The sequence below is a fragment of the Eoetvoesiella sp. genome (assembly GCF_035555955.1).
GTDB lineage: Bacteria > Pseudomonadota > Gammaproteobacteria > Burkholderiales > Burkholderiaceae_B > Eoetvoesia.
In genome coordinates, this window is record NZ_DATMGA010000067.1 from 62,465 (window position 1) to 78,880 (window position 16,416).

The 16,416-nt window shown below is 65.4% G+C and carries 14 protein-coding genes; 11 read left to right on the forward strand and 3 right to left on the reverse strand.

Translation table 11 applies throughout. The features are described from left to right. Positions 1-41 precede the first annotated feature (41 nt). The 5 genes from alaC (at position 42) to crcB (ending at position 5,521) form a co-directional block, all read left to right on the forward strand. Complete coding sequence (gene alaC, locus VNT00_RS16575) at positions 42-1,229, forward strand: alanine transaminase (RefSeq protein ID WP_325589484.1); 1,188 nt, start codon at positions 42-44, stop codon at positions 1,227-1,229. Beyond that, positions 1,226-2,536 (forward strand): homoserine dehydrogenase, encoded by a 1,311-nt coding sequence (locus tag VNT00_RS16580; RefSeq protein ID WP_325589486.1) that lies wholly within the window; start codon positions 1,226-1,228, stop codon positions 2,534-2,536. Before alaC ends, VNT00_RS16580 begins: the two co-directional genes overlap by 4 nt. Next, a complete protein-coding gene (gene thrC / locus VNT00_RS16585; protein ID WP_325589488.1) occupies positions 2,533-3,939 on the forward strand; it encodes a threonine synthase in 1,407 nt (468 codons plus the stop codon). The genes VNT00_RS16580 and thrC overlap by 4 nt, the downstream gene beginning before the upstream one ends. Positions 3,940-4,014: 75 nt before the next feature. Continuing rightward, the gene (rocF, locus tag VNT00_RS16590; RefSeq protein ID WP_325589490.1) at positions 4,015-4,941 is read left to right on the forward strand and encodes an arginase; all 927 of its coding nucleotides are present in this window, start codon (positions 4,015-4,017) and stop codon (positions 4,939-4,941) included. 196 nt (positions 4,942-5,137) lie between these two features. Then, complete coding sequence (gene crcB / locus VNT00_RS16595) at positions 5,138-5,521, forward strand: fluoride efflux transporter CrcB (RefSeq protein ID WP_325589492.1); 384 nt, start codon at positions 5,138-5,140, stop codon at positions 5,519-5,521. A 16-nt stretch (positions 5,522-5,537) separates the two neighbouring features. Here crcB and hpnE read toward each other — a convergent pair whose 3' ends face one another. Genes hpnE through hpnC form a run of 3 tightly spaced genes read right to left on the reverse strand, consistent with a single transcriptional unit; the run spans position 5,538 to position 8,592 of the window. Continuing rightward, positions 5,538-6,866, reverse strand: a complete 1,329-nt coding sequence (gene hpnE / locus VNT00_RS16600; RefSeq protein ID WP_325589494.1) for a hydroxysqualene dehydroxylase HpnE — start codon at positions 6,864-6,866, stop codon at positions 5,538-5,540. Further along, positions 6,863-7,726 carry a presqualene diphosphate synthase HpnD gene (gene hpnD, locus VNT00_RS16605; protein ID WP_325589496.1) on the reverse strand — a complete coding sequence of 288 codons (864 nt, stop codon included), beginning with the start codon at positions 7,724-7,726 and terminating at the stop codon, positions 6,863-6,865. Before hpnD ends, hpnE begins: the two co-directional genes overlap by 4 nt. Continuing rightward, positions 7,723-8,592 (reverse strand): squalene synthase HpnC, encoded by an 870-nt coding sequence (gene hpnC / locus VNT00_RS16610; RefSeq protein WP_325589498.1) that lies wholly within the window; start codon positions 8,590-8,592, stop codon positions 7,723-7,725. The genes hpnD and hpnC overlap by 4 nt, the downstream gene beginning before the upstream one ends. A gap of 147 nt (positions 8,593-8,739) precedes the next feature. Here hpnC and alr point away from each other — a divergent pair, with 147 nt between their 5' ends. The 6 genes from alr (at position 8,740) to VNT00_RS16640 (ending at position 16,415) form a co-directional block, all read left to right on the forward strand. After that, complete coding sequence (gene alr / locus VNT00_RS16615; protein ID WP_325589500.1) at positions 8,740-9,879, forward strand: alanine racemase; 1,140 nt, start codon at positions 8,740-8,742, stop codon at positions 9,877-9,879. After that, positions 9,876-10,592, forward strand: coding sequence for an SDR family oxidoreductase (locus tag VNT00_RS16620; RefSeq protein WP_325589502.1), 717 nt, complete (start codon positions 9,876-9,878; stop codon positions 10,590-10,592). The genes alr and VNT00_RS16620 overlap by 4 nt, the downstream gene beginning before the upstream one ends. 21 nt (positions 10,593-10,613) lie before the next feature. Next, positions 10,614-11,969, forward strand: a complete 1,356-nt coding sequence (gene radA / locus VNT00_RS16625) for a DNA repair protein RadA (protein ID WP_325589504.1) — start codon at positions 10,614-10,616, stop codon at positions 11,967-11,969. A gap of 35 nt (positions 11,970-12,004) precedes the next feature. Then, a complete protein-coding gene (locus VNT00_RS16630) occupies positions 12,005-14,512 on the forward strand; it encodes an ABC transporter permease (RefSeq protein WP_325589506.1) in 2,508 nt (835 codons plus the stop codon). After that, a complete protein-coding gene (locus VNT00_RS16635) occupies positions 14,509-15,213 on the forward strand; it encodes a 3-deoxy-D-manno-octulosonic acid kinase (protein WP_325589508.1) in 705 nt (234 codons plus the stop codon). Before VNT00_RS16630 ends, VNT00_RS16635 begins: the two co-directional genes overlap by 4 nt. Before the next feature lie 101 nt (positions 15,214-15,314). Beyond that, positions 15,315-16,415, forward strand: a complete 1,101-nt coding sequence (locus tag VNT00_RS16640) for a polyamine ABC transporter substrate-binding protein (RefSeq protein ID WP_325589510.1) — start codon at positions 15,315-15,317, stop codon at positions 16,413-16,415. The last annotated feature ends 1 nt before the right edge of the window (position 16,416 follow it).

Sequence of the window (16,416 nt, forward strand, 5' to 3'; positions counted from 1 at the left end):
ACAGGCCCGGTACCCACTTTTTCCTATCCCAAGGATACATAATGACGAGTTTTCCCCGCATAGAGCGTTTGCCACCCTACGTTTTCAACATCACCGGCGAATTGAAAATGGCGGCGCGGCGACGAGGCGAAGACATCATCGACATGTCCATGGGCAACCCTGACGGCCCCACGCCCAAGCACATCGTCGACAAGCTCATCGAGGTCGCGGGCCGGCCCGACACGCACGGCTACTCGGTTTCCAAAGGCATTCCGCGCCTGCGCAAGGCCATTACCGGCTGGTATCAGCGGCGTTACGGAGTCGAACTGAACCCCGACACCGAGGCCATCGTCACCATCGGCTCCAAAGAGGGCCTGGCGCACCTGATGCTTGCCACGCTGGACCGGGGCGACACGGTGCTGGTGCCCAATCCCAGCTACCCCATACACATCTATGGCGCGGTCATCGCCGGCGCCAACATCCGTTCCGTTCCCATGGTTCCGGGCCTGGATTTCTTCGAGGAAATCGAGCGCGCGGTGCGCGAAAGCATTCCCAAGCCCAAGATGATGATCCTGGGTTTCCCCAGCAATCCCACGGCGCAATGCGTGGACCTGACCTTCTTCGAGCGCATCGTGGCGCTGGCCAAAGAGCACGGCATCCTGGTGGTGCACGACCTGGCCTATGCCGACATCACCTTCGACGGTTATGTGGCGCCGTCCATCATGCAGGTCGAAGGCGCGCGCGACGTGGCGGTCGAGTTCTTCACCATGAGCAAAAGCTACAACATGGCTGGCTGGCGCATCGGTTTCATGGTGGGCAACAGCGAACTCGTCAACGCCCTGGCCCGCATCAAGAGCTATCACGACTACGGCACGTTCACGCCCATTCAGGTCGCCGCCATCGCCGCCCTCGAAGGACCGCAGGACGGCGTGGCGCGGGTGGTCGAGCAATACCGCAACCGGCGCGACGTGCTGGTCAAGGGGCTGCACGAAGCCGGCTGGATGGTCGACGTTCCCAAGGCATCCATGTACGTCTGGGCGAAGATTCCCGAACCCTACCAGGCGATGGGCTCGCTCGAGTTCTCCAAGAAGCTGCTGAACGAAGCCAAGGTCGCGGTTTCGCCTGGCATCGGCTTTGGCGAGTACGGCGACGGCTATGTGCGCTTCGCCATGATCGAGAACGAGCAGCGTACCCGCCAGGCTGTACGCGGCATCAAGGAAATGTTCCGCAAGGACGGGCTGGTCAAATGAGCAGTCGTCCCGTAAAAGTCGGTTTGCTGGGTCTTGGCGTGGTGGGCGGCGGCACCTGGAAGGTGCTTACGCGCAACGCCGAGGAAATCGCGCGGCGCGCCGGCCGCAGCATCGAGGTGGCCGCGGTGGCGGTGCGCGACGTTGAAAAAGCCAGGAGGCTCGTGGGCGGCGACGTGTTCGTCACCCGCGACGGCCTCGAGGTCGTGCGCCGCCCGGATATCGACATCGTGGTCGAGCTCATCGGCGGCGACACGCTGGCCCGCGAACTGGTCATGGAAGCCCTGAACCAGGGCAAGCATGTCGTCACCGCCAACAAGGCCCTGCTGGCCAAGCACGGCAACGAGATCTTCGCCGCCGCGCACGCCAAGGGCCTGATGGTGCTGTTCGAAGCGGCCGTGGCCGGCGGCATTCCCATCATCAAGGCCATGCGCGAAGGCCTGACGGCCAACCGCATCCAGTGGCTGGCCGGCATCATCAACGGCACGACCAATTTCATCCTGTCGGAAATGCGCCTGCGCGGCCTGTCGTTCGCCGAAGCGCTGGCCGACGCCCAGCGCCTTGGCTATGCCGAAGCCGATCCCACCTTCGACGTCGAAGGCGTGGACGCCGCGCACAAGCTCACCCTGCTGGCTTCGCTGGCTTTCGGCATTCCCGTGCAGTTCGACAAGGCCTATATCGAAGGCATTTCGCACCTGGCCGGCGAAGACATGGGGCACGCCAAGCGCCTGGGCTACCGCATCAAGCTGCTGGGCATCACCCGCCGCCGCGAAGACGGCATCGAACTGCGCGTGCATCCCACACTGGTGCCGGTAGAGCGCGTGCTGGCCAGCGTCGAAGGCGCCATGAATGCGGTGCAGGTGTATGGCGACGCCGTGGGCGGCACGCTGTATTACGGGCAGGGCGCGGGCGAGCTCCCCACGGCCTCCGCCGTGGTGGCCGACCTGGTCGACGTGGCCCGGCTGCAGGCGGCCGACCCCGAGCACCAGGTGCCGTATCTGGCCTTCCAGCCCGACGCCATGGTCGACACCCCCATCCTGCCCATGTCCGAAGTCGTGTCGTCGTATTACCTGCGCCTGCGTGTCGAGGACCGTCCCGGCGTTCTGGCCGACCTGGCCCACATCCTGGCCGATTGCAGCATTTCCATCGGCTCCATGTTCCAGGAACCGCACGGGGCCGATGACGCCGACATCATCTTCCTGTCGCATCAGGCGCGCGAAGGCGACGTCGACCAGGCCATACAGAAAATCCAGACGCTGCCGTTCGTCAAATCCGAAGTCACTCGCCTACGGGTCGAAAGCTTGCTATGAAATACAGATCCACCCGCGGCGGCATGCCGCCTCTTTCCTTCTCGGACATTTTGCTCGAAGGCCTTGCCCCCGACGGCGGCCTGGCCTTGCCCGAAGCGTTTCCCCAGATCGACGGGCAAATGCTCGAGTCCTGGCGCACGCTCAGCTATGCGGGGCTTGCCGCCGAAGTCCTGGGCCTGTTCATCGACGACATCCCCCAGGCCGAACTGAACCGCCTGGTGCATCAGGCGTACCGCCCCGATATTTTCGATGCCGCCGAAATCGTGCCGCTCAAGCCCTTGTCCGAGGGCATGAGCCTGCTCGGCCTGTCGCAGGGGCCGACCCTGGCGTTCAAGGACATGGCCATGCAGTTCCTGGGCCAGGTGTTCGAATATGTGCTGGCCCAGCGCAACGCCACGCTCAACATCCTTGGCGCCACCTCGGGCGACACCGGCTCGGCCGCCGAATACGCCTTGCGCGGCAAGCGGGGCATCTCGGTGTTCATGCTTTCGCCGTTCGGCCGCATGAGCGACTTCCAGCGCGCCCAGATGTATTCGCTGCAGGACCCCAACATCCACAACCTGTCGCTCAAGGGTGTCTTCGACGACTGCCAGGACATCGTCAAGGCGCTTTCCGGCGACCTGCAGTTCAAGGCCAAGTACCACCTTGGCGTGGTCAATTCCATCAATTGGGCGCGCATTGCGGCGCAGGTCGTGTATTACTTCTGGGGGTGGCTGCGCGCCACCTCCGGCCCGGGACAGCAGGTGTCCTTCGCCGTGCCGTCGGGCAATTTCGGCAACATCCTGTCGGGCCATATCGCCCGCTCCATGGGCCTGCCGGTGCGCCGGCTGGTGCTGGCCACCAACGAAAACAACGTGCTCGAAGAGTTCTTCCGCACGGGTATCTACAGACCGCGTTCCGCCGCCCAGACCCATGCAACCTCCAGCCCGTCCATGGACATTTCGCGTGCGTCGAATTTCGAGCGCTTCGTGTTCGACCTGGTCGGCCAGGATGGCGGCAAGGTGCGCGCCTTGTGGGACCAGCTTGCCCGCGAAGGCGAGTTCGACCTCAGCGCCATGCAGCCAAGGTTCGAAGCCGAGTACGGCTTCGTCGGCGGGCTGAGTACGCATGCCGACCGTCTGCAGACCATACGCTCGGTGTACGAAAGCTCGGGCGTGCTCATCGACCCGCACACGGCCGACGGCGTCAAGGTAGCCGGGCAATACGTCGAGCCGGGCATCCCGATGCTGGTGCTCGAAACCGCGCTGCCCGCCAAGTTCAGCGAAACCATCGAACAGGCCATAGGCCGTCCGGCCGAACCTCCCGCCCATTTGCGCAGCCTGGCCAGCCTGCCGCAGCGGGTCCAGGTCATGGACTGCGACGTGCAGCAGGTGCGCCGCTATATCGAGCAGCACGCTGCCTGACGTAAACGGCGCAGGCTCTTGTGCGGCTAAAATGCCGTACAGGAGCAACAGGCTTTGTTGCGCCGGGAGGTGACGATGTCCGCTACAGTGCCCAGGGTCAGCTTGATCGGTGTGCCCACCGATGTCGGCGCGGGAAGCCGCGGCGCGGGCATGGGCCCGCAGGCGCTAAGAGTGGCGGGCCTGCGGCCGGCGCTCGAACGCCTGGGGGTGCTTGTGGACGATCGCGGCGATCTTTCCGGCCCCGTCAATCCTGAATCCGCACCCTGCGGCGGTTATCGGAATCTGGCCGAGGCCGTGCAATGGAACCAGCGGGTGCACGAAGCCGTCTATCGCGAATTGTCCTTGCGGAACGTACCGGTGGTGCTGGGCGGAGATCACAGCATTGGCATCGGGTCCATCAGCGCGGTGGCGCGCCATTGCCGGGAGGCCGGCCGCCAATTGCGGGTATTGTGGCTGGATGCGCATGCCGATTGCAATACCGCGGCACTGACGCCCAGCGGCAATATCCACGGCATGCCGGTCGCCTGCCTGCTGGGCCTGGGGCCCGAGGCATTGACGGGCCTGGCCGGTTTCACCCCCGCCCTGCAAGCGGATGATATCCGCCATATTGGCGTGCGCAGCGTCGACCCGGGAGAAAAGCAGCTGGTGCACGATGCCGGCCTCGAAGTCTTCGACATGCGCTACATCGATGAGGCGGGCATGCAGGCGACGATGCGGGAGGCGCTGCGCGGCGTGGGCGACGGCGCGCACGTGCATGTCAGTTTCGACGTCGATTATCTGGATCCCGAGATCGCGCCGGGCGTGGCCACGACCGTGCGTGGCGGCCCCACCTATCGGGAAGCCCAGTTGTGCATGGAAATGGTGGCCGATACCGGCTGCCTGGCTTCGCTGGACATCGTCGAGCTGAACCCCGCCCTGGACGTGCGCAACCGCACGGCGGAACTGGCCGTCGACCTGGTGGAAAGCCTGTTCGGCAAAAGCACTTTGATGCGGCGGCGCTAGCGTGCTGTGTGACGGGGGGCTCTTCATGCCGGCCTGTGGCCGCTGCAGAGCTCCATGGCAAGCGCTTGCCATTGCCGGGATCGGGTAATATTGCTGAAATTCCCGAGAGGGGAGGCCGTGCGGGCCGCGGCGCTGCCATGGCGGCCCGTGCTCTGTCGGATTGCTGCCCTCGAATGCATCCTGAACAGGCTTATTCATGCTGACCTTCAATCATTTCTTCGCAGTAGGCATAGGTGCGGCCCTTGGCGCCATCTGCCGCTGGCTGCTCGGTATGTGGCTGAATCATTCCGGCGTGCTGGTGCCTTGGGGCACTCTGGCCGCCAACTTCATCGGCGGCTATATCATTGGCGTGGCGCTTGGGGCTTTCCTGTTCTATCCGTCGGTGCCCGACTGGGTCAAGCTGTTCATCACCACGGGCTTCCTGGGCGGGCTGACAACGTTCTCGACGTTTTCCGCCGAAGTGGTGGGCATGCTCGAACGCGGCGCCTATGCGTCGGCCCTGGCCTACGGCGGCGTCAGCCTGTTCGGCACGCTGGCCCTGACCGCCCTGGGCCTGGCCACGATGCACGCGCTGCGTTAGATCCTGCCAACCCTTGTCACGGAGTCGCACCGGGTTTTGAATCGGCCGCGATCAGCTCGGCCGCCCGCTTGCCGCTGCGCACCGCGCCTTCGAGCACGGCCGGGTAGCCGGTATCGGTCCAGTCTCCGCAAACCCAGATGCCTGGCCATGGCGTGGCATTGCCCGGGCGCCGCATCGCGGGCAGGGCCGCGAAAGTGGCCCGCTTTTCGACGATCAGTTCATCCGCGACGATTTCGGGCATGGGCGCAAAGCCTGCGGCTTGTTCCCGGACCTGCTCGATGATGGCGGCAACTACCTGGTCGCGGGGCAGGCGGGCAAGCGCTTGCGCGTCGCTGATGACGATGGACAGCAGGCCGGTCGGGGCGGAGGCGGGCGCGATGGCGCTTCGGTCGAACAGCCATTGGCCGAAATGCAGCCGTTGCGGCGCTTCGTCCAGCATGAGCATGGCATGCGGCAGGCCCCAGGGGCGTGCTGTTTTCAGCGACAGAGTGGCGATGGGGCGATGCTCCATCGCCGCCAGCCCGGCCAGCAGGGGGGCTGCAGCCGGTACAAAGGGCAAGGAGCGGAGCAAGCGGGCGGCTGGCAGGGCGCCGGCGGCAACGACCACGGCATCGAAGCTTTCGCCGTCGATGCCGGCCTGCGATGCCGTGCCTGTCAGCGAACGCACGCTATGGCCGCGGCGTATGTCGAGGGAGGCGGGCAGGCGATCGGGCCATAGCCGCGACAGATCCACCTTGGGGATCAGCACCCTGGAAGCGGACTTCGGGCCGCCCAGGCTGTCCCGCAGCACGGTGGCCAGCAATTGCGCGCTGGCCTCTGCAAGCGGCGTATTGAGAGCGGCCAGGCACAGAGGATGCCAGAAGCGGCGGATGAGATGCGCCGATTGGCGCTGCTGTTCCAGCCAGGGCAGAACGGCCAGGTGTTCGCCCACGATCCAGCGGCGGCGCCGCAACTGCCCGATTGCCGCGAGCAGTCGCCATTTTTCTCCCCACGATATGCCTCTTGCGGCGAGCACGGCGGCCAGCAGGTGCCAGGGGGCCGGCCAGTCGGGGGCGGCGAACCGGAAGCCGCCATTGGCGCTGCGCAGGGCCAGGGACTCTTCGTGCAGCACGTCGGCCCTGGCGATGCCCAGGCTTTCGATCAGGGCCAGGGTTTCGGTGTAGGCGCCAAGCAGAATATGCTGGCCATTGTCGATATCCAGGCCCAGCCTTGGCGCGTGCACGCGGCGGGCGCGGCCGCCCAGCGTATGGGCGGCCTCGAATACCGTTACCGCGTGGCCGGCGCCGTCCAGGTGAACGGCGGCGCTAAGGCCCGCCCAGCCCGCGCCGATCACGCCTATCTTCATCTGCCCAGGCGCTTGACCACGCTGCGTCCGCCGCTGACCCAGGTTTTCCAGGCCAGCCAGAACTTGCGTATGGGGGTCAGCGAAATGCGCTGATCCAGGACCTGCCAGTTCTCGCGTTCGATTTCGACGAGCAGGGCGTGGTAGATGGCCGCCATGGCCAGGCCGGGTCGTTGCGCGCGCCGATCGGCCTCGGGCAGCGCCTGCATGGCTTCGCGGTAGTATTGCCGCGCGCGTTCCGTCTGGAAGCGCATGAGATCGACGAAGCGTTCCGAGTGCTGGCTGTTCAGGATTTCGGAGGCCTTGACGTCGAAGCGCTGCAGTTCGTCGACGGGCAGATAGATGCGGCCTCTGCGGGCATCGTCGCCGATGTCGCGGATGATGTTGGTCAATTGGAAGGCCAGCCCCAGCTTGTCGGCGTATTCCAGGGTGGACGGATCGGTATAGCCGAATATACCCACCGAAAGCTCGCCCACCACGCCAGCCGCGTGCCAGCAGTATTTGCGCAGGCCGGGCCAGTCCAGATAGCGGCTTTGATCCAGATCCATTTCCATGCCTTGGACTATGGCATGCAGGCGGGAAGCTGTTATGCGGCAGGACTCCAGGTGCGGAGCCAGGGCCTGCATGACGGGGTGCTCGGCGCGCCCTTCGAACAGTTCGTCGATCTGTTTGTCCCACCATGCCAGCTTGACGCGGGCTACGGAAGGATCCGAGCATTCATCGACGACGTCGTCCACTTCGCGGCAAAAGGCGTAAAGCGCCGTGATCGCCCTGCGGCGCTCGGGAGGGAGAAACAAAAAGGCGTAATAGAAGCTGGAGCCGCTTTGTACGGCCTTGTTCTGACAATATTCGTCGGGACTCATGCGTTGTCGGGATCAGGGGAATCGAGTGCGTTTTTTTGGGGTTGATGCAGGGCGCGCCATAAAAGCAAAATCCAGTCGGGCTTGCCGATGGCCGGGCGACGAGTGAAGATGTCGTAGTGTAGCTGTTCCAGGCGCTCGAGGATACGCAGGCCGCCGTGCATGACCAGGCGCAGTTCGAACCCCGCGCGTCCCCCCAGGCGCAACGCCAGCGGCCATCCGCGCAGCAGCAGTCCGCGTGCGTGCAGCGCCTGCTCGCGCATCAGCGCCTGCCAGGACGCGCCGGCTTGGCGCTGGCCGATGTCGTCTTCGGTCACGCCGTGGCGCAGCAGGGCGTCCTGCGGAATATAGACCCGGCCCTTGCTCCAGTCGATGGCCACGTCCTGCCAGAAGTTGACGAGCTGCAGGCCGGTGCACAAAGCGTCGGCATCGCCGATGTTTTCGTCGCTGGCCGCGCCGTACAGGTGCAACATCAGCCGGCCAACCGGGTTGGCCGAGCGCGAACAGTAGTCGAGCAGGGCGGCCTGGTTCGGGTAGCGGTGCATGACGACGTCCTGCTCGAAGGCCGACAGCAAGTCGAAGAAGGGGGGCAGCGGCAGGCTGAATTGCCGGATGCTTCGGTGCAGCGGCTCGAACACGGCATGGCGCGGATCGGCCGGGCCGAGCAGCAGACTGCCGTCCTGGATTTGCCGCAGGGCCTCCCGGTAGCCGGCCAGCAGGGCCAGCCGCTGATTGGGCAGGGCCTGGCCCTCGTCGGCGATATCGTCGGCGCTGCGTGCAAAATGGTAAATATGCGTGACGGGTTCGCGCAGGGCCCGGGGCAAGAGCACCGAGGCGACGGGAAAGTTTTCGTAGTGTTCGACAGCCATGTATGGTCGTGAGATGGAATTCCGGTGTGCGGGCGGGCGCCTCGCGGCCAAGGCATTTTTACCCATTGTGGCAAAATTTTCCCTGGTTCGTTTCACGCGGGCGGACGACTTGGATTAGACTTTGGGCAACTAGGGAGCAGAGTAGTTATGCCACGTCCAATTTCGGCAACGATTTCGTTGCCGTCTTTACGTCACAATCTGGCGGCAACCGCAGCGCAATTCAATGACGCGAATGCTTTGCGTCCAGGCCCGAAGCCGAAAATATGGGCGGTCATCAAGGCCAATGCCTATGGCCATGGCATACATAATGCCGTACAAGCCTTCGAGCGCGCCGACGGGCTGGCCATGCTGGATCTGGACGAGGCGGTGCAATGCCGCGAGGCGGGCTGGAGCAAGCCCATCCTGCTGCTCGAAGGGGCGTTCCGGGCCGCCGATCTTGAAGTCATCGACCATTATAGTTTAACGGCCACGGTGCATAGCGCCGAACAGATCGCCATGCTGGAAGGCGCCCGGCCGGCGGCGCCCTTCGATGTCTTCGTCAAGCTGAACACCGGCATGAACCGCCTGGGATTTTCGCCCGCCGAATATCGCGGCGCCTATGCGCGCATCGAGCAACTGCGCCAAAGCGGCGTCGTGGGTTCCATGGGCAAGATGACGCACTTCGCGCGCGCCGACGACAGCCCCGAAGTCACCGCCGAACAGATTCGCATCTACAATGAAGTCACCCATGGCTTGCCGGGCGCCGACAGCGTCTGCAATTCGGCGGCGTCGTTCACCCGGGGGCTTTGGCAATCGCTTGCCTCGGGATTGCCGCAATGGATCAGGCCCGGGATCTGCCTGTATGGCGCTTCGCCGTTTGCCGCGCGCTCGGCGCAAAGCATGGGGCTGCTGCCGGCCATGACGCTGCGCGCCGAGCTCATCAGCGTGCGCGACATTCCCGCTGGAGCAGGGGTCGGCTACGGCCATGTCTTCACGGCAAGCGCGCCCATGCGCATCGGCGTCGTGGCTTGCGGCTATGCCGACGGCTATCCCCGCCATGCTCCCAACGGCACGCCGGTGGTCGTCGACGGGGTGCGCACCCGCCTGCTTGGGCGCGTCTCCATGGACATGCTCATCGTCGATCTCGATCCCGTGCCGGGCGCGCGCGCGGGGTCGCAGGTGGTATTGTGGGGCGAGGGCGGGCCTTCGGTCGACGAGGTCGCGGCGGCATGCGGAACCATTGGTTATGAATTACTATGCGCGGTTGCGCCACGGGTGCCGAAAATCATTGAAAAGGACGAATCGTGAAGAATAAGTGCGTGCTGGTAACTGGGGCGACAAAAGGCATAGGCTGGGCCATCAGCCGGCGGCTGGCCGACCTGGGCTGCCACGTCGTGGGCCTGGCGCGGCATACCCAGGACATCGATTTTCCGGGCTACCTGTATTCCTGCGACCTGCAGAACGCCGGCGAAACCGAAGACATCCTGCGCGTCATCCGCGAAAAGTATCCGGTCGACGCCATCGTCAACAATGTCGGCCTGGTCAAGCCCGAGCCGCTGGGCGAAGTGGACCTGGCTTCCCTTTACAACGTCCTGGATCTCAACGTGCGGGTGGCCGTGCAGGTTACCCAGGCTTTCGTGCCCTCCATGAAGGCGCGCCAGGAAGGCCGCATCGTCAATATATGCAGCCGCGCCACTTCGGGCTCGCTCGAGCGCACCAGCTATTCGGCGGCCAAAAGCGCGCTCATCGGCTGCACCAAGACCTGGGCGCTGGAGCTCGCCGAGTATGGCATCACGGTCAATGCCGTATCGCCGGGGCCCATCGAAACCGAGCTGTTCCGCGCCGGCCATCCGGCCGGCAGCGATGCCGAGAAGCGGGCGCTGGCCTCCATTCCCATGCGCCGCCTGGGGCAGCCGGCCGATGTCGCGGCCGCGGTCACCTTCTTCTTGTCGCCCGAGGCCAACTACATTACCGGGCAGGTCCTGGGCGTGGACGGCGGCGGCAGCCTGGCCGGCCGCTAGCGTCAGCCGGTACACTTGGGCATGGCCAAATCCAAAACCCTGTATGTCTGCAGCGAATGCGGCGGCACCTGCCCCAAATGGGAGGGCAAGTGCCCCCATTGCGGCTCCTGGAACACTCTGGTCGAATCGGTCGCGGCGCCGCCGGCGGCGTCGCATCGCTTTGCCCCGCTGGCCGAAGCCAGCCCGGTGCGCAGCTTGTCCGAGATTGAGGCGCGCGAGCTGCCGCGCCAGCCTTCGGGCATCCCCGAGTTCGACCGCGTGCTGGGCGGCGGCCTGGTGCCGGGCGGGGTGGTGCTTATCGGCGGCGACCCGGGCATCGGCAAGTCCACGCTTCTGCTGCAGGCGCTGGCGTCCTTGTCCAGCGTAGTGCCGGTGCTGTACGTCACGGGCGAAGAGTCCGCCGAACAGGTCGCCCTGCGCGCGCGGCGCCTGGATTTGTCCACCGGCAGCGTCAACCTGCTGGCTGAGATCCGCCTGGAGTCCATCGTGGCCACACTGGCCGAGCAGCGGCCTGCGGTGGCCGTCATCGATTCCATCCAGACCTTGTATTCCAGCGACCTGAGCGCGGCGCCCGGCTCGGTGTCGCAGGTGCGCGAGTGCGCGGCCCAGCTTACCCGCGTCGCCAAGCAGACCGGCATCGCCATCGTGTTGATCGGCCATGTCACGAAAGACGGCGCCTTGGCCGGCCCCCGCGTGCTCGAGCACATCGTCGACACCGTCCTGTATTTCGAAGGCGACACACATTCTTCGTTCCGCCTCGTCCGGGCTTTCAAGAACCGCTACGGCGCGGTCAACGAACTCGGCGTTTTCGCCATGACCGACCGGGGCCTGCGCGGCGTGGCCAATCCCTCGGCCCTGTTTCTGTCGCAGCACGACAGCGACGTGGCGGGCTCCTGCGTCATGGCCACCCAGGAAGGCACCCGGCCGCTGCTGGTCGAAATCCAGGCCCTGGTCGATAGCGCCCATGTACCCAATCCACGGCGCTTGTCGGTGGGGCTGGAAAGCACGCGCCTGGCCATGCTGCTGGCGGTATTGCACCGCCACGCCGGCGTGGCCACTTTCGACCAGGACGTCTTCGTCAATGCCGTGGGCGGCGTCAAAATAGCCGAGCCGGCGGCGGACTTGCCTGTGCTGCTGGCCATCATGTCCTCGCTGCGCAACAAGCCGCTGCCCAAGGGGCTGATCGTTTTCGGCGAGGTTGGCCTGGCCGGCGAGATCCGCCCGGCGCCGCGCGGCCAGGAGCGCCTGAAGGAAGCAGCCAAGCTGGGCTTCAACCTGGCTCTCATTCCCAAGGCCAATGCGCCGCGCCAGCCCATCGAAGGTCTGGAGGTCTGGGCGGTCGACCGGGTCGATGCGGCCATCGACCGGTTGCGCTAAAGTGATCCTTTTCCCGCAGCCAGCGAGGCCAGCTCGTGTCGTTTGACGGTTTGATCCATCTTCTTCTTCCCGGTGCGCGGGCGCTGCTGCGCGACGCCCGCTCGGGAGAGCTGCGCCTCTTGGCTCTGGCCCTCGTCATTGCCGTGGCGGCGGTCAGCAGCGTGGGCTTCCTGAGCGACCGGGTCGGCCGCGGGCTGGACCGCAATTCGGCCCAGATGCTGGGCGGCGACCTGGCCGTGCAATCCAGCAATCCGCTGCAGCCGGGGCTGATCGAGCGGGCGGCAGAGTTGGGCCTGACAACGGCCCGTACCGTGCAGTTTCCGTCGATGCTGAGCACGGCGGATGGTTCGCAACTGGTTTCCCTCAAGGCGGTTCAGGCGGGCTACCCTTTGCGCGGCACGCTCAAGCTGGCGCGAACGCCCGGCGGCCCGGGCGAGCCCGCCCACGGTGTGCCGGAACGAGGGACGGTCTGGGTGGACGCCCAGGTGCTTGCATTGCTGAACCTGCAACTGGGCGATGCGCTGCAGGTGGGCGATGCCAGCATGAAGGTGACGGGCACCATCGAGTTCGAACCCGATCGCAGCGTGCAGTTCATCAATGTGGCGCCGCGCGCCATGATCAATCTGGACGATCTGCCGGCCACGGGCCTGGTGGGGCCGGGCAGCCGCGTGCACTACACGCTGCTGGCGGCCGGCCCGGCTTCGGCCGTCGAGCGCTACGAAAACTGGCTCAAGCCGCAATTGCGCCCGGGGCAGGAGTTGCGCACGTTGGACTCGGCCCGGCCGGAGATCACCGGCTCGCTCAAGCGCGCCCATCAATTCCTGATCCTGGTGGCCTTGCTGGCCGTAATGATCGCGGCCGTTGCGATTGCCCTGGCGACCCGGCGCTTTGCGCTGCGCCACCGCGACGGCATTGCGGTAATGCGCTGCCTGGGGGCCGCCTGGCGCCAACTTAGAGTAATGCTGTGGGTGGAATTCTTGCTGTTGGCATTGCTGGGTTCCGCCGCGGGCTGCGCAATCGGCTACGGGATGCAGCATGCTTTGGGCGCCGTGGTCGCCCAGTGGTTCCAGACTGTCTTGCCCGCCGCCGGCTGGAGCCCCGTCTGGCAAGGCCTGGCCACGGGCGTGCTGTTGCTGCTTGGCTTCTCGCTGCCCGCGCTCGCCGCCTTGCGCCATGTGTCGCCGTCACAGGTCCTGCGCCGGGAATACACGCTGAAAAAACGCCATCGCTGGCCCTCCGCAATCGCGGGCGGGGCGGCGTTTTACGGGCTGGCCTGGTGGATTTCGAACGATGCCCGCCTCAGCCTGGTGATGTGCGCCGGATTCCTGGCGGCCCTGGGCCTGTTCACCTTGGCGGCCTGGGCTGCTGTCTGGCTGCTGCGGCGTGTCCGGCCCTTGGCGGCCGGCCGTCCGGCCCTGCGCTTCGCCCTGGCCGGCCTGGTGCGCCGCAAGGCCCTGACCATCACGCAGGCCGGCGCGCTGTCGATAGGCCTGATGGTGCTGTTGTTGCTTACGCTGGTGCGCACCGATTTGCTGACTGGATGGCTGAATACCGTGCCGGCGGACGCGCCCAATACATTTCTTATCAATATCCAGCCCGACCAGCGCGGGCCCCTCGGCCAACGCCTGGAGCAGGCGGGGTTGGGCGCCCAGGCGCTGTCGCCCATGGTGCGCGGCAGGCTGATCGCCATCAATGGCAAGGCTGTGCGCAGCGAGGATTACGACGGCGATCGCGCCAGGCGCCTGGTGGAGCGCGAGTTCAACCTGTCCTACCTGGATGCCTTGCCGGCCAGTAATACCATAGTCGCGGGGCGCTGGCTCGATCCGGCGCGCGACGAGGTTTCGCTGGAGGAAGGGCTGGCCGAGACCTTGGGCATCAAACTGGGCGACCACATAACCTTCGAGGTTGCGGGGCAGCCCGTCAAGGTGGCGGTAACCAGCCTGCGCAAGGTCAAGTGGGATTCCTTCGACGTGAATTTCTTTGCGGTGCTGTCGCCCGTTGCCTTGCGCGACGCACCGGCTACCTTCATTACGTCGTTCCACTTGCCGCCCGACAAGGCTTCCTTCAAGCCGCGGTTGATCCACGAGTTTCCCAACCTGACCATCTTCGACGTCGGCGCCATCCTGGAGCAGATAAAGAATATTCTCGGGCAGGCCGTGCAGGCGGTCCAACTGCTGTTCCTGTTTACCTTCGCCGCGGGCCTGGTCGTGCTGGCGGCCGCGTTTGCGTCCACGCGCGACGAGCGCATGCACGAAGCGGCGGTCTTGCGGGTGCTGGGCGCCAGTTCGAGCTTGTTGTCGGGTTCCCTGCGCCTGGAAATGCTGCTCATCGGCGCCTTGTCGGGTGTCCTGGCGGCGTCCGGCGCGGTGGCGGTCGCGGCGGCGCTGGCCCATTGGGTGTTCGAGTTTCCGTTTTCGCCGCCCTGGTGGCCATGGCCCGCGGGCATCGTCCTGGGCGGCGCAGCGGCCTGGGTTGGCGGCGGCCTGGCGCTTCGCGGGGTGTTGACCGCGCCTCCCATGGCTTCTCTTCGCGAGGTGGCATGACCGTTTCGTACTCCGCCCCCCGGACCCTGGCATTTACCGGCGGCGCGCTCCGGTTTGCGCCGGATCGCGTGGCCGAACCCGAGCCGCAACTGTTCGATCCCGCCAATCCGGCGCTGGGCGCACGGCCCGTGAGCGTGGGCGGCCGCCAGGCGGCATGGTACGTAAACAGGCCCGGCCTGGGAGCAGCGGTCTTGCGGCATTATCGGCGCGGAGGGCTGGTTGCCCGGATCAGCCTCGATCTCTATCTCTGGACGGGCGCGGCGCGCACGCGCTCGTTCGCCGAATTCGACATTCTGGATTTCCTGTACCAGAAAGGGCTGCCGGTGCCCAGGCCGCTGGCGGCGGCCTACTGGCGCGGCGGCTTGCGCTACCGGGCCGCCATCGTCACCGAGCTGATCCCCGGGGCTCGAACCCTGGCCCGGAGCCTGGACGACTGCCGGCCCGAGGCGGTTGCCCAGGCCATCCATGCCATGCACGAGGCCGGTGTATGGCACGCCGACCTCAATGCCTTCAATATCCTGATCGATGCGGCGGGCAAGGCCTGGCTCATCGATTTCGACCGGGGGCGCCGCTGCGTCGTCGATGCGGCGCGGCGTCGGGACAATTTGCTGCGGTTGCGGCGTTCTTTGTCCAAAGTGGCCGGCCAGGCCGGCGAGCAGTGCTGGGAAGCCATAAACCGCGCGTATGCAGAGCTTCCCTAATACGGGCGCAAATCGTCGCATGCCGTGTGAAAAAGCTTTATGATTTCGCCTTTTGGGCTTGCGGGTTTTGTCGTGGGCATCTTGTTTTCGGGGAGCTAACCATGAATATCGGCGAAGCGGGGCGTTTGCTTCTTGGGTTGGGGATGGCGTTGCTGGTATCGTCCGCGTCGGCGCAGGACAAGGTCGTGAACGTCTACAACTGGGCCGAGTACACGGCGCCCGACACCATTTCGGGCTTCGAGAAGCAAACCGGCATCAAGGTGCGCTACGACGTCTACGACAGCAACGATACCCTGCAGGCCAAGCTGCTTACCGGCAAGTCCGGGTACGACGTCGTGGTGCCGTCCACGCACTACGCCGCCCGCCAGTTGCAGGCCGGGCTGTTCCAGAAGCTGGACAAGGCGGCCATGCCCAATCTCAAATACCTGGATCCTGACATCATGGCGCTGGTCGCCGTCGTGGATCCCGGCAACCAATACCTGATTCCTTGGGGCTACGGCACCAACGGCCTGGGCTACAACGTGACCAAGGTGCGCGAAATCATGGGCGCCGACGCTCCGCTGGGAAGCTGGGACATGCTGTTCAAGCCCGAAAACGCCGCCAAGCTGAAGTCCTGCGGCATTTCCATACTGGATGAGGCCGCCCAGGTGTTTCCGGCTGTGCTGCACTATCTGGGCAAGGATCCCAACAGCAGCAATCCCGACGACTACAAGGCCGCCCTCGAACTCCTCAAAAAAATACGGCCCTACGTCAGGCAGTTCAGCTCGTCGGGCTATATCGACGAACTGGCGGCGGGCGACCTGTGCATGGTCTATGGCTATTCGGGCGACGTCCTGATCGCGCGGCATCGCGCGCAGGTCGGCAAGAAGCCGTATTCCATCGATTACTATCTGCCGTCGGGCGGCGCGCCCGCCTGGTTCGACACCATGGCCGTGCCCAAGGACGCCCCGCACCCCCAGGAGGCCATGGCCTTCATCAATTACATCGAAACGCCGCAGGTGCACGCGGCCATCACCAACACCATGTTCTATCCCAACGCCAACAAAGAGGCGCGCAAGTACGTCAACAAGGAAGTCGCTGGCAACCCCATGATCTACCCGCCGCCCGAAGTGGCGCGCACCTTGTTCCTCATCAAGTCGCAGCCCCTGCCCATCCAGCGCCTGCAAACGCGCTTGTGGGCCGAGCTCAAGTCGGGACGATAGC

What these genes read in the sequence shown, in the direction of transcription:
- rocF (WP_325589490.1), top strand. Translation starts at nt 4,015, where the DNA reads ATGTCCGCTACAGTGCCCAGGGTCAGCTTGATCGGTGTGCCCACCGAT.
- hpnD (WP_325589496.1), bottom strand. Translation starts at nt 7,726, where the DNA reads ATGAGTCCCGACGAATATTGTCAGAACAAGGCCGTACAAAGCGGCTCC.
- hpnC (WP_325589498.1), bottom strand. Translation starts at nt 8,592, where the DNA reads ATGGCTGTCGAACACTACGAAAACTTTCCCGTCGCCTCGGTGCTCTTG.
- hpnE (WP_325589494.1), bottom strand. Translation starts at nt 6,866, where the DNA reads ATGAAGATAGGCGTGATCGGCGCGGGCTGGGCGGGCCTTAGCGCCGCC.
- thrC (WP_325589488.1), top strand. Translation starts at nt 2,533, where the DNA reads ATGAAATACAGATCCACCCGCGGCGGCATGCCGCCTCTTTCCTTCTCG.
- radA (WP_325589504.1), top strand. Translation starts at nt 10,614, where the DNA reads ATGGCCAAATCCAAAACCCTGTATGTCTGCAGCGAATGCGGCGGCACC.
- alr (WP_325589500.1), top strand. Translation starts at nt 8,740, where the DNA reads ATGCCACGTCCAATTTCGGCAACGATTTCGTTGCCGTCTTTACGTCAC.
- VNT00_RS16580 (WP_325589486.1), top strand. Translation starts at nt 1,226, where the DNA reads ATGAGCAGTCGTCCCGTAAAAGTCGGTTTGCTGGGTCTTGGCGTGGTG.
- alaC (WP_325589484.1), top strand. Translation starts at nt 42, where the DNA reads ATGACGAGTTTTCCCCGCATAGAGCGTTTGCCACCCTACGTTTTCAAC.
- VNT00_RS16640 (WP_325589510.1), top strand. Translation starts at nt 15,315, where the DNA reads ATGAATATCGGCGAAGCGGGGCGTTTGCTTCTTGGGTTGGGGATGGCG.
- crcB (WP_325589492.1), top strand. Translation starts at nt 5,138, where the DNA reads ATGCTGACCTTCAATCATTTCTTCGCAGTAGGCATAGGTGCGGCCCTT.
- VNT00_RS16635 (WP_325589508.1), top strand. Translation starts at nt 14,509, where the DNA reads ATGACCGTTTCGTACTCCGCCCCCCGGACCCTGGCATTTACCGGCGGC.